The organism is Candidatus Kuenenia stuttgartiensis (genome assembly GCF_900232105.1).
Classification (GTDB): domain Bacteria; phylum Planctomycetota; class Brocadiia; order Brocadiales; family Brocadiaceae; genus Kuenenia; species Kuenenia stuttgartiensis_A.
In genome coordinates this window covers 3,619,159-3,631,940 of sequence record NZ_LT934425.1, presented here as the reverse complement: position 1 = coordinate 3,631,940, position 12,782 = coordinate 3,619,159, and the positions used below count along the sequence as shown (strand labels likewise).

9 protein-coding genes and 1 tRNA gene are annotated in these 12,782 nt (G+C 39.4%); all 10 read right to left on the bottom strand.

Annotation, left to right across the window (positions count from 1 at the left end; translation table 11 throughout):
* Nucleotides 1-5: 5 nt before the first annotated feature.
* Nucleotides 6-2,012: a type II secretion system secretin GspD gene (gene gspD / locus KSMBR1_RS16900; protein WP_099326372.1), complete on the bottom strand. Its 2,007-nt coding sequence runs from the start codon at nucleotides 2,010-2,012 to the stop codon at nucleotides 6-8.
* A 124-nt stretch (nucleotides 2,013-2,136) separates the two neighbouring features.
* Nucleotides 2,137-2,223 (bottom strand) — tRNA-Leu (locus KSMBR1_RS16895).
* A gap of 297 nt (nucleotides 2,224-2,520) precedes the next feature.
* The gene (locus KSMBR1_RS16890) at nucleotides 2,521-3,441 is read right to left on the bottom strand and encodes a cell division protein FtsQ/DivIB (protein WP_099326371.1); all 921 of its coding nucleotides are present in this window, start codon (nucleotides 3,439-3,441) and stop codon (nucleotides 2,521-2,523) included.
* Nucleotides 3,422-4,426 (bottom strand): D-alanine--D-alanine ligase, encoded by a 1,005-nt coding sequence (locus tag KSMBR1_RS16885; protein ID WP_099326370.1) that lies wholly within the window; start codon nucleotides 4,424-4,426, stop codon nucleotides 3,422-3,424. The genes KSMBR1_RS16890 and KSMBR1_RS16885 overlap by 20 nt, the downstream gene beginning before the upstream one ends.
* Nucleotides 4,427-4,438: 12 nt before the next feature.
* Complete coding sequence (murC, locus tag KSMBR1_RS16880; protein WP_099326369.1) at nucleotides 4,439-5,941, bottom strand: UDP-N-acetylmuramate--L-alanine ligase; 1,503 nt, start codon at nucleotides 5,939-5,941, stop codon at nucleotides 4,439-4,441.
* Between the two features lie 260 nt (nucleotides 5,942-6,201).
* Entirely contained in the window at nucleotides 6,202-7,326 is a 1,125-nt protein-coding gene (murG, locus tag KSMBR1_RS16875; RefSeq protein WP_099326368.1) for an undecaprenyldiphospho-muramoylpentapeptide beta-N-acetylglucosaminyltransferase, read from the bottom strand.
* A gap of 182 nt (nucleotides 7,327-7,508) precedes the next feature.
* Nucleotides 7,509-8,708 (bottom strand): putative lipid II flippase FtsW, encoded by a 1,200-nt coding sequence (gene ftsW / locus KSMBR1_RS16870; protein ID WP_157820683.1) that lies wholly within the window; start codon nucleotides 8,706-8,708, stop codon nucleotides 7,509-7,511.
* A gap of 24 nt (nucleotides 8,709-8,732) precedes the next feature.
* Nucleotides 8,733-9,809, bottom strand: a complete 1,077-nt coding sequence (gene mraY / locus KSMBR1_RS16865) for a phospho-N-acetylmuramoyl-pentapeptide-transferase (RefSeq protein WP_230405680.1) — start codon at nucleotides 9,807-9,809, stop codon at nucleotides 8,733-8,735.
* Nucleotides 9,810-9,830: 21 nt separating this feature from the next.
* On the bottom strand, nucleotides 9,831-11,279 hold the full coding sequence (locus KSMBR1_RS16860) for a UDP-N-acetylmuramoyl-tripeptide--D-alanyl-D-alanine ligase (protein WP_172953492.1): 1,449 nt from the start codon (nucleotides 11,277-11,279) through the stop codon (nucleotides 9,831-9,833).
* A gap of 13 nt (nucleotides 11,280-11,292) precedes the next feature.
* Nucleotides 11,293-12,762, bottom strand: coding sequence for a UDP-N-acetylmuramoyl-L-alanyl-D-glutamate--2,6-diaminopimelate ligase (locus KSMBR1_RS16855; RefSeq protein ID WP_099326364.1), 1,470 nt, complete (start codon nucleotides 12,760-12,762; stop codon nucleotides 11,293-11,295).
* Nucleotides 12,763-12,782: the final 20 nt, after the last annotated feature.

The following is a 12,782-nucleotide window of genomic DNA, read 5'->3' as shown; positions in this document are numbered from 1 at the left end:
CCTGCCTACTGGTTTACCAGAAAATCAATTTCCTGCAATTTTTTCTCGAATGCCTGCGTTAACGAATCGGCATCTTCTGCGTTATTTGCAATATATGGTGTAATTAACATTATTAACTCAGTCCTCTTATCAATAAGCGATGTCGCCTTAAACAAATTTCCCAGATAGGGAATATCACCCAAAAGAGGGATTTTTTTCACCTCTTTCTCATTTTTTTGTTCAATAATACCACCAAGACCTATCGTATGGCCGCTTTTTATCACCAGCGAAGTTTGCACCTGACGAGTGGAAAACGTCGGGGATTTCTCAACGCCTGTGTCTGTTAGTTTAGCATTGCTTACTTCCTGATTTACCTCCAGTGTAATAAGGCCATTTTCGGCAATATGTGGTGTAACGGTAAGGATAATACCAGTATCACGATACTGTACCTGTTCAAAAGTAATCGTAGTGCCCGTCTGTTGGCCGGAACTGGTAAGAATCGGCACCTCTTCTCCCACCTGAATACTTGCCGGTTGTTCGTCCCGTACTAATATATGCGGCGCAGAAAGTATTTTTGCATTAGAACTTGTGGCGAGAATATCAATAAGAATTTCAAAGCTCCCTTTCGCAAATGTGTTGGTAAACTGCACCGCTGCATTACCGGCAGCCCTTGCAATATCACCTACCCCATATACTTGCAAATTACTTCCCGACCACAACCACTCCGTTCCGTAGTCTAATGTATCGTTACGAGTGACTTCTACAATCAATACTTCTATAAACACCTGTTGCGGGGTTGCATCAATTGCTTCTATAATAGCTTTAATGCTCTTGTAATCACTGGGAAAGGTCTTCATAATGACCGAATTGGTTTCAGTGTCCGCAAGCACCTTCATTGATTCTACTATATCTCTTCCAAGCTTCTTCGGCTGCGCCGCCATCTTTTCGCTATACATCTGAGTGATAATCGGCACAATTGTCTCTGCTTTCTGGTGCTGAACTTTATATATATACACTCTCATTTCCTCGTCTAACTGCGTGGGAGGAACATCGATATTTTTTATCCACATGTCTATTTTAGGCAAGAGTTCCGGGAGTTTCGTAATCACTATCAATTTATTTGTATCTGAGAATGGCACAAAATCAAATTCCCCGTCCCCTCCGACCTTTGCCCCTAAAGATTTTGCCAAACTCCCAAGATCCTTCGACATATTCCGTGCATCAACATATTTAAACTCATAAAATCTCATGGCTTTCCCTGCTAAAAAAGGCACATCAAATATTTTTATTATGGTAAGCAGTTTTTCCATTACAGAGGCATTATCGATAATCATTAAATAGGGAAAGTCTTCGTGGGTAACAATATTTCCAATACTAGACATGAATTGCTTCACGGTTGAACTCAATTTTTTCGGGTCGGCATATTTCAATGGCACAATTTGAATAATAATATCTTTACTCCATTCGGGAATTTTATCTCCGTGTATAATGATACTTGTTTCCCGTCTGGCTTCCGCCTGCGGCAGCACATTGTATAGATTCCCGTCTTTCAGTATCGTAAAATTATACACATAAAGGAGTGAATTAAGCATAGAGATCAATTCTTCTTTATAGACTTCTCCGCTGGCATGAAGGTTTACTTTTCCCCCAACTCTTTTATCCAACACATAATTCACATTTAAAATTTCCCCCAATATTACCTGTACCACATCCTTGATTTCTGCATCATCAAAGTTGAGTGCAATATCAATTTTTTCCCCGGTATACGCTGGTTTATAGAGCGCCGGTTCAGGCCTTCTGTACTCAGAAGGATATATAATTTCATCCGGTACTCCCTCTTTCTTTCCTCCTAAAACCTCCTTCTCCGGCATCACTTCATATTCCCACGATTTTTTTTCTACTTTTTCCGTGGTAGTTGAAAGCGAAATGGGTTTTCTAAAAGGCGTAAAATCTGTTTGCTTTATCTGCGTTTCTTTACACCCGGATAAAAGTGCAAAAACAATCATGATAAAAACACGTGTGCATTTATTCATTCCCACGCTGCCTCTCCAAAAAGAGAAAAATATCCAAACATTACTTTCTGCCCTTTATTTATGTTTGTAGATGTGTCATCAATTGCATTGTCATACCAAATTTAACTGGCGGGGGAATATCGAATGGTGCGGAAGGGGGGATTTGAACCCCCACCCCGGTTAAGGGACTAGCCCCTCAAGCTAGCGTGTCTGCCGATTCCACCACTTCCGCATTTTGTTGATGTGCTTTTACTGTGGCAACTTCTGTCTATTTTTATAACAACTTCCGGCTTTCTCAACTTCAATGATACTTTTAATACTTTATTATATTATTCCATTTATACTATTAAACAACCCTTTTCTTTCGATATATTCATTACCTTCGCAAAACGGGCAATCAAAATCAATACCACTTCAAGAGGTGTGCACATTTTTCTTAACTTATATCTATCTAATCACTTAAAAAAACCTAGTAAATTTTATCACCATAGCATGAAATGTCAAATAATTTTACCCCCCCTTGTGCCTTTTAGTTTCCCCATCTTTTGCCGACAGGTTTGCTCCATCTCACGTCAACGTACTCCATTTGTTTCAAGCTCGTACCCTCAATCTTTGCAATACTCAAGAGATTTTGAAGTTTCTCTTCGTCGGTGAGCTCATCCGGAGACTTGAATAATGAAGAGCAGCCCCAACGAATCTGGGTATTGTTTTCCGTCCACAAAATAATATCACTTCCCCGGGAATATTTCTCTCTATGCACATTTGTTACATCCACAGTTACAATTCCAAAGAGGTTGTGTATGTTATTTATCCTGAGAAATTTCACCAATGCTACTCCTGCCTTTATCTTCTTATCATTCCACTCTTTTCCCGGCAATGGCAGCCTGGATAACCTTCTGCTTTGAATGTAAGGGCTTATATAATCGACATCAGAGAATTTATAATATTCTTTTGGCAACAATACCCCTTCTTCATCAACAAGATAAGAATTCTCCCCTTTTTTTATCAAAGCAAACGGCCTGCGCATCGTAAACCTGATGTTGAGTTTATTGGGAAATACACGCTTTACCACATCGACTTTTTTAATCACTACCATATCGCCATATATCGTTGCTATCCTATTCGCTATGTCCCTTTCATATAAACTATAATGGCGATGCAATGCCTCTACTTGTTTTATATCTTCGGAAAAACGATTATCCATCCATGGCGGTACATTAAATGTCAAAGTAGCAGGATTCACTTTAAATATACTTAAATCGGTGAGTGTATTCCATACTTCCTTTAGTCCCCAAATGGTAAAAATTACAATACAAACCACTCCCGCAAATTTTAATAAAAAGGGGTATAGCTGCCGATGGAACCAATGAAGTTTTTCAAAAATAGACGGCACAAGAGATTTGAATGTAAATGTGTGGTTCAGAGATTTTTTAATTTTTAATCGACCCATCTATACTTACAAAATTCTTTTGTGAAGCAAGATCGACAATTTTTTCACATAATGATGTGAAAGAAATATCTGCTGCCCTTGCCGCCATCGGCAATAAGCTTTTTTCTGTAAAACCCGGGATTGTATTGACTTCCAATATGTAAAAATCATTCTTATTATCCAGCAAAATATCCACTCTGGAAAACCCTCTGCAACCTATAGCATTGTGTGCCTCAATAGCCAATTCCTGAGCTTTATCATACAACGCAGCATCCAGAAAACCAACATCGCAACAAGGGGTATTCAATATGTTTGTTTTGTTTTCAAAGGTTTTATTTATTACAAAATATCTTGTTTTACCGCTATTGTATTTCGCATTATAATCAAAAAAATCATCTGCTACACAAATCTCTATAATTGGCAATGACCTGCTATCCAGTATTCCAATCGTAAACTCCCTGCCAGATACATATCTTTCAACAAACGCTTCATCGCCACACTTTAATGCTTCTCCAACATGATAATGAAAATTGTTGCCCTCTTTAATTATGGATACCCCTATGCTCGAGCCGCCGTTCGTTGGTTTTATTACTACTGGCAAACCAAACTCTTGAATCTCTTGCTCTATCTCTGCCAGATTTACGGGTTTCTTTAGCAAGAAATACTCCGGCGTCTTGAGTCCGGCATACAAAAAACATCGTTTCGATTCCACCTTATCCATGGCAATCCTGCTGGCGTTAACCCCTGAACCTGTATAGGGAATGCCTTTTACTTCCAAAAGCTGCTGAACCCCCCCGTCTTCTCCAAAGTAACCGTGTAATGCAATGAATGCGACATCAATCTCCTCATGATCGAGTTCTTTTATGTCTTCATCCTTTACATCAATACAAATAACATTGTTTCCCGCATCTTTTAGCGCCTTTGCTACGGCATTACCCGATCTTAAAGATATTTCACGCTCAGGAGAAACGCCCCCCATCAGTACTGCAATATTTCGTGTTCTCATTTTATGCCTGCTTTATAGTATTCCCGGTAGGGGCGTATTGCAATACGCCCCCTGATTCTTTTTTTCTGCACTATATGTTGTTCCTATTCTTTCCGCAAGTTCATGCGCCACTTTCCAAATATCGCCCGCACCCATCGTAATAATAACATCTCCAGGCTTCGCATTCAAACAAAGCATGTCTGTAATGTATTCCATTTGCGGATAATATTGTATATCGACGCCTGTTTTGCGAATTTCTTCATACAATTTTAATGAACTAATTGAAGTTTTTTCAAAATCATTGTCGCGTGACTCATAAATATCTGCCAGCGCTACTTTATCTGCAAGATAAAACGATTCCGAGAGTTTTTTCAACAAATGCCTTGTTCTGCTATACTGATGCGGTTGATACACACAACATATTTTTCTTGCGGGATAAAGCTCGCGCGCTGCTTTCAGGGTGACGTCTATTTCCGTGGGATGGTGAGCATAATCATCAATTATTGTAATATTATTCTTTATGGCAACAATTTGAAAACGCCTTTTTGCACCTTTAAAAGACTCCAATGAAGTTTTTATAATTTCTTTATCAACGCCAATAGATGTACAAACGGCAATAGCGGCAAGTGCATTCAATATGTTATGCGACCCTGGAATCTTTAACCAAAAATCGCCGAAGATTTTGCCTCTATTGTAAACCCTGAATTTATTTATACCCTGAGTAGTAGGAAGAATCTTTTTTGCATACCAATGAGAAGTATGCCGTAGTGAGTAAGTTTCTCTCTTACAAACGGATCTTTTCGCAGCAACTGCAACATTTCTGTCGTCATCATTCACTACTAACAAACCATTTTTTGCTATCAGGTTTGCAAAATGTCCAAAAGCATTTACTATTTCCTCAAGATTGCCATAATAGTCTAAATGGTCTTCCTCTATATTTGTAATCACTCCTATGGAAGGAACCAGGTCGAGGAATGAACTATTATACTCACAGGCCTCTGCCACAAACAAATTCCCCTTGCCTAAATGAGCATTTCCTCCGATATCAGGGACTTCTCCACCGATAACATAGGTAGGATCCAATTCCGCTTTTTTTAAAATAGTGGAAATCATTGCGCTGGTGGTTGTTTTTCCATGTGTACCGCTAATTGCAATGCCTCTCTTTTCCTGCATTAAAGAGCCAAGTATTTGAGAGTATTTTACCACCTTAATGCCCAATTGTCTTGCGACTTTCAGTTCCGGATTGCCCTCCTGAATCGCGGCAGAAACTATCACCATATCAGTTTCCAATGACATCATACTTCCATCTTGTTTTGAGTTAACCGTCACTCCTATTTTTTCCAGTGAAGAAATAAGCGGCGATAGCAGAATATCAGAACCGGCAACAATACACCCTTCACTCACAAGAATACGTGCAAGCGCACTCATCCCATTCCCGCCAATCCCGATAAAATAAACACGGTTTCCGCGCAAAGGCTTGTAATTAAAAAATCTGTTATTAACTGATGATGTTGTATGCGCTAAGGATATATCCATTGTTTTTGTTGTATGTTGTATACACGTTTCTCCACTTTAAAACTATTTTTTGAAACATGGGTTTTGCTTATTTTAACAGCAAAAATCACGTACCAGGATTTTGTTCTTCTTTCACAAAAAAAGTAGGGGCGAAGCATTTGTCCGTTTGAGCATGAACGCATTTATAACTATTCGTAGCAAATGCTTCGCCCCCTATACTATACGGCAAACATCGCTATTATTGGAATTTTTCAAAAAGCTAAAGTGTTACCAAAAAGGAGTTATCTGGCGAGCAATGCTACTCGCGTCTCCCTGTAGCTAATTAGTCTGCTTATCGTATCTACAACACAAACAGAGGCATTCGGACGCCCCATTTCTTTACTAAACATCTTCATTCTCTCGTATTTTTCCTTGTTTCTGATAAGGTCAATAATAATTTCAACAATCTTTTCAGGCGTTAAATCAATCTGTGGCAATAAATATCCACCGCCGTTTTTCTCCACTTCAACTGCATTCCAGTATTGGTGATTATCGGCGGCGTAAGGGTAGGGTATAAGAATAGCTGGAATACCAATTGCGGTAATTTCAGCAATTGTTGTTGCACCTGCCCTGCATATAACAATATCTGCTATATTAAGCGCCGCATCCATTTCATTTAGAAAACTACATACAAAAGAATTAATCTTTGTTTGCCTGTATCCTTTTTTTACGCATTCATATCCATGCTCGCCCGCACAGTGAATTATTTGTATCTTCTCTGAAAACGGTTCCAGTTTATGTAGACTTTTCACCATAACCTCATTAATTGCCTGTGCGCCCTGGCTTCCACCAGTGACTACAATGGTATATTTTGCGCTATCGAAACCAAATTTTTCATAATAGTTCTTCTTCCTGCCAGACACTATTCCCTTACGGATAGGCGTCCCGGTAACATTTACCTTCTTTGCCTTTGCAAACCATTTGAGAGAAGAACGCCAATGGCAACACACCTCATCCGCCCATCTTGCCAAAAACAAATTCGCCTTACCTGGCACCACATTTTGTTCAAGCAATACGGAAGGGATGCACAGTAATTTTGCCGCAATAATTGGCGCAAAAGAAGCATATCCCCCCAACCCTACTACAATATCAGGCTTGAATTTTCGCTGCAGGAAAAGAGATTCAATCACCCCTAAAATTGCCATTCTAAGGAATACAAAAATCCCCTTAAATGATCTTTCCCATTTTTTTGCATGTATTTTCTGAAACCGAAACCCTTGTTGTACAACATATTCCTCTTCAAACTTTTTCTCCGTGCCGCAAAACATAATTTCTGCATTATGGAATCTCATGCGAATCTCTTCTGCAGCGCTAATTCCAGCAATAAGGTGGCCGCCTGTACCGCCACCCGCAAATATTATTCTCATTTCTCAACCTCTATTTTCAATAATTGCCATCAATAATTAAACATTTAAAAACGCTCGTCCCAAGCCGGAACCTTGAAACGAGAGCGAAAGAATATCTTTTATTTCTGTTTTCGTCATTGGTAATTGTAAGCTTGTGACGAATTTTTTAATCTGTGTAATCTGTGGTTCCCCTTTTTTAACAACTACCATGAAAATGCGGATATCTTAGAAATTATTTTACCGGTAATTCTCACGGGGAAAAACCTTTCATTAACGGATAGTTTTTCTTTCGCTTCACCGTTCAATAGTTTGTCTGCATCACACCTTAAAGATTGTTTCGCAATATTAACCAAAATCCCTATGCCAAGCATTGAAAATAACAAAGAAGAACCCCCTGTACTTAGAAACGGCAAGGGAATACCTTTTGTCGGTATAATACCGGAAACAACTGCAATATTCATAATTGACTGCAAACCAAACATCATGGTAATGCCAAGTCCTAAAAAGAAACCAAACACATCCTTAGTCCTGCTGACAATTCTCAACCCCTGCCATAGCAGTAATGAAAAAAGAACAATAATTGTCATTCCCCCAATAAAACCAAATTCTTCCCCGATAACGGTAAATATAAAGTCACTGCTGCTTTCCGGTAAGAAAAACAGTTTTTGTTTGCTATTGCCGAGTCCCAGGCCTGTCAGCCCCCCGGAACCAAGGGCAATCCACGATTGTATTACATGATAGCCCGTTCCCTGCGGGTCCTGCCATGGATCGAGAAATGAGGTAAATCGTATTTTTCTATACGTAACACTAAAAATCAATTCGTAGATAAACGGCGCCGACGCAAGTAAAGTAAAAAAGATAAAAATAATCCGCGTCCCCCCCACCATGCACATCAATATTGACAGTATAACGATAAACGCCGCTGTACCAAAGTCGGGTTCCATGAGTATTAGCCCGCCCATCATCGCTATGAACCCCAGAGGTATTAAAAACCCACTTTTAAAGCTATGCATGTGATTATGATTTTTGGCTATATAATTCGATATAAATATAATCGTCGCCAATTTTGCAAATTCAGACGGCTGAATACCCGCAATACCTCCCAATCTGATCCATCTTCTCGCGCCGTTGGCTACCGTTCCAACACCTGGCAACAGCACAAGTATAAGGCTAATCACTGATACCGCAATAATCGGATACGTTAATTTCTGTAAATGCCGGTAATCGACATATGACATAGCAATTAACACCACCAAACTTAATACTATCCATAAAAGATGTTTGGCAAATTGATAACCATTGCTATCTGCCGCAAACATTGTAGTGTCAGTACTATAAACAGTGACAATACTAAAACCCAGTAGCGCAACGACAATATATACGAGACAGTGCCATGATTTCAAAATATCTCTCCCGATTAAATTGAATCACAAAAGCATAAAACTACATACTGACAGCAACGCTGCAATTATCCAAAACCTAAGGGTAATTTTCGATTCAGGCCATTTCGCAAATTGAAAGTGATGATGCAAAGGGGCGCACAGGAAGATTCTTTTCTTCGTAATTTTAAAAAAATATCTCTGCATAAGTACCGATACTGCCTCCGCAACAAAAACACCCCCTATAACAATCATCAATATTTCCTGTTTTACGATAATACTTACCAAGGCAAGCATCCCACCTAGCGCCAGAGAACCTGTATCTCCCATAAAAATTTGTGCGGGATAACTGTTGTACCATAAAAACCCCATACCGCCCCCTACCAGTGCGGCGCAGAAAATACTCAATTCACCGGCGCCGGGAATGTAAGGAACTCTTAAATATTCACTAAAATCAACCCTGCCGGAAATATACGCAATAATGGCAAGGGAGATGCCTGCAATTATACTGCATCCTATTGCCAATCCATCCAGGCCATCCGTTATATTCACGGCATTTGACATACCTACAATAAAAAAAGTGATTATTATTACATAAAAAGGTCCCAGTTCCGGCCTCAAATCCTTAATTAACGGAATCATCAACTGAGTGCCCCATGTAAACTTGCTGGAATAAAAATATAATATCAACCCAAGGATAAGCCCCAAGGCAGACTGGAATAATAATTTTGATATATCTGTCAGGCCGGACGAGTTCTTTTGTGTAAGCTTGATGTAATCATCAATAAAACCGATTACGCCAAACCAGATCAATGTAAACATCAATAACAAAACGTAAATATTGTAAATATTACACCAAAATAGCGTAGCAACTAATATTGAAACCAAAACAACAATACCGCCCATTGTTGGTGTATTTTTTTTTGAAAAGTGCAATTTTTTCAATTCTTCAGAATCCGTCTTCGTAGTGTCTTCTCCATAATTCAAGGCGCGAAATTTCCTGATAAACCAGTGGCCGAAAATAATGCTTATTAAAAATGCCGTAAATGCCGCCAGGCAGGAACGAAAGGAGATGAACCTGAATATTTCAAACGAAAACATTGAATACAATAAACCGTATAACAATCCATGCCCTCTTAAATAAAATCAGTTATGAGTAAGTACACGCGGAGAGAAATATTCCCGATATTTATCAATGATAGTTTCCATGTGCATACCCCTGGAACCTTTAATAAGTATTACATCATTTTCCCTGAATTCACCCATGTCATATTCCGTGATGTCATCCAGACTCCGAAAACTTAACACCTTTTCCACGTCCATGCCGCCATCTTTTGCCGCGCCTGCAATATCAGATGCATATTTGCCTACCGTCCATAATAAATCCAGATTAAGCGTTGACGCCTTTTCCCCCAATTCTTTATGCAGGGCATGTGATTCTTTCCCAAGTTCCAACATATCTCCGCAAATGAATATCTTCCTCCCTGCAGCATCAATTTCTTCAAAATATTTCAAGGCGGCAAAAACGGATTCCGGGTTTGCATTGTAAGCATCATTAATAAAGGTAACATTGCCTATCTGCTGAGAATCGATTCTCATATCGGGCATTTTAAATGAGAGAAAGGCATTATAAAGTCCACTTATATCGAGGCCAAGCGCATGGCAGACCGCAAACGAAGCCAGACAATTGCTAATATTATGATGACCTGGAACCTGAAGTTGTATTTCAAATTGCCTGCGTCCTCCCCCCTTGACCCCACAGAGGCGAAAGGTATTGTAATCAATATCAATTGTAAACACAGAACCGTTGCCTTTTTTCTTTGCATCAGTACCCCTTATTTGCGCATTCTGACCTAAGCCGAAACTTATCTTATTGCCCCCGAATTTATCCGCAATTTCACAGCACAACGGGTTATCGGCGTTATATACAAAAACTCCGTTTTCTTTCAGATTTTTTACTATATCCCCCTTTTCCAATGCGACGCCTTCAATACTCCCTAATCCTTCCAGGTGTGTTTTGGAAATATTCAGGATTACCGCTATATCGGGTAAACCAATCTCCGAAAGACGCAATATCTCTCCCGGAGCATTTGTACCCATTTCGAGTATTCCGTATTTATGTTTTGACTCAATTTCAAATATAGTCAGAGGAACACCGATAAAATTATTAAAACTCTTTTGTGGTTTTACTACCGGGGCAAAATGAGAAAGCAGGTGATATAACATCTCTTTGGTGGTGGTTTTGCCATTACTTCCTGTGATACCTATGATCTTTGCATTTAATTTCCGGCGGTAATGTCTTGCTAAATCGCCCAATGCGGTTTTAACATCATCTACCAAAATCAGAGGAAGGCACTTGCCGCTAATATCAATTCCACCTTGTTTTGATACCACCACACCAATTGCACCCGCATCAAAGGCTTGCTCAATAAACTGACGCCCGTCGTAGTGGTCGCCTTTTATAGCAAAAAACACATTGCCCTTATGGACGTTTCTACTGTCAACAGAAACGCCATTCACCATTAAACCACTGACATTCGATATCGCTTTCCCGTTAACGGCTTGTATCACTTCTTCAAGAGAAATTGCGTCCATTTTCATTCATCGTCTAATTTTGAGATACCATAGTGCCGGATAATACCTGCTTTACCACTTCACAGTCATCAAAAGGAATACTCTTGTCTTTCAATATCTGGCAACGTTCGTGACCCTTTCCTGCAATAACGACGACATCGCCCTTTTTCGCCTCAAGGAGTGCTTCTTCTATTGCAACTTTTCTATCCAGTTGAACTTTATAGCATGAATCCCGTTTTATTCCCCTCTGTATTTCACGTATTATATTAAGCGGGTCTTCAGAACGGGGATTATCATTTGTTATCCAAAATAAATCTGAATATTTTTCTGCGATATGCCCCATCTTTGCCCTTTTCCCTTTATCCCTGTCTCCGCCACAGCCAAATACTAAAATAATCCTCCTGGCTGCAATGCCTCTAAGAGTCTCTAAAACTACCTGTAACGCATCGTGCGTATGTGCATAATCAATAAGGACATGAAAATCCTGACCGTAGTCCAGTTTTTCCAGCCTGCCAGGAACGTTATTTAAAGATTCAAGGCCTTTTCTTATTATTTCCATATCAAAACCGAGACAAAACCCCGTCGTTGCGGCTGCCAGTGCATTATAAACATTATGATTGCCTGTTAATTTTAAGTGAATAACTTCCTTTCCCCAGGGAGAAATCAATAAAAACCTTGTTCCGTTAACCCCCATATTTATTATCTCTGCTCTCACGTGTGCAGACGTATCTTTTATCCCATACCACACTATTTGTGCGACAGTACTCTTTGCAAAATATTTGCTTGAAGTATGGTCGGCATTTAAAACCGCAGACGCATTTTCATCTAATCCCCTCATCAATTTAATTTTTTCTTCTCTGTAATTTTTAATATTTTCATGATAATCGAGATGTTCCGCAGACAAATTGGTAAAAACAGCAGAACGGAAATGCACTCCGTCCAGCCTGTGCTGCGAAAGTGCGTGAGAACTTGCCTCAATTACCGCATATCGTATATTGTTGTTAAGCATATCTGAAAGATGTGATTGTATATCAACGGATTCAGGGGTAGTTTCATTCGCAGGGATAATCCTGCTCCCTAATTGGTAATATATCGTTCCTATTAACCCTGCCTTATTGCCGGAAGATTCTATGATAGACTTCGTAAAAAACGAAGTAGTTGTCTTGCCATTCGTTCCGGTAATACCTACTATTGTCATTTTTGAAGAAGGATAGCCATAAAAATATTCACTCAGAAGAGAAAGCGCCCGTCGGGCATTCGGCACAACAATTTGCGGAACATTTATAACATAGTCAACACCTTTCTCCGCAACTACGGCAATAGCTCCTTTCTCTATTGCCATTGAAATAAAATCGTGACCATCAGATTTATAGCCCTTTATAGCAACAAAAATATACCCCTCTTTAACTTTACGGGAATCGTGTGTTAGCCCTAAAACGACTTTCTCCGTAAAGGAATTGCACTTATATTTTTCTAAAACAGCACAAATCTCACTTAATTTCATTTTGCGACCTTCAAAAACCC

Bases quoted from the DNA above. Each gene is read 5' to 3' on its own strand.
- murG (WP_099326368.1), bottom strand. From the start codon at position 7,326: ATGAGAATAATATTTGCGGGTGGCGGTACAGGCGGCCACCTTATTGCT.
- gspD (WP_099326372.1), bottom strand. From the start codon at position 2,012: ATGAATAAATGCACACGTGTTTTTATCATGATTGTTTTTGCACTTTTA.
- murC (WP_099326369.1), bottom strand. From the start codon at position 5,941: ATGGATATATCCTTAGCGCATACAACATCATCAGTTAATAACAGATTT.
- KSMBR1_RS16860 (WP_172953492.1), bottom strand. From the start codon at position 11,279: ATGGACGCAATTTCTCTTGAAGAAGTGATACAAGCCGTTAACGGGAAA.
- KSMBR1_RS16890 (WP_099326371.1), bottom strand. From the start codon at position 3,441: ATGGGTCGATTAAAAATTAAAAAATCTCTGAACCACACATTTACATTC.
- KSMBR1_RS16855 (WP_099326364.1), bottom strand. From the start codon at position 12,762: ATGAAATTAAGTGAGATTTGTGCTGTTTTAGAAAAATATAAGTGCAAT.
- KSMBR1_RS16885 (WP_099326370.1), bottom strand. From the start codon at position 4,426: ATGAGAACACGAAATATTGCAGTACTGATGGGGGGCGTTTCTCCTGAG.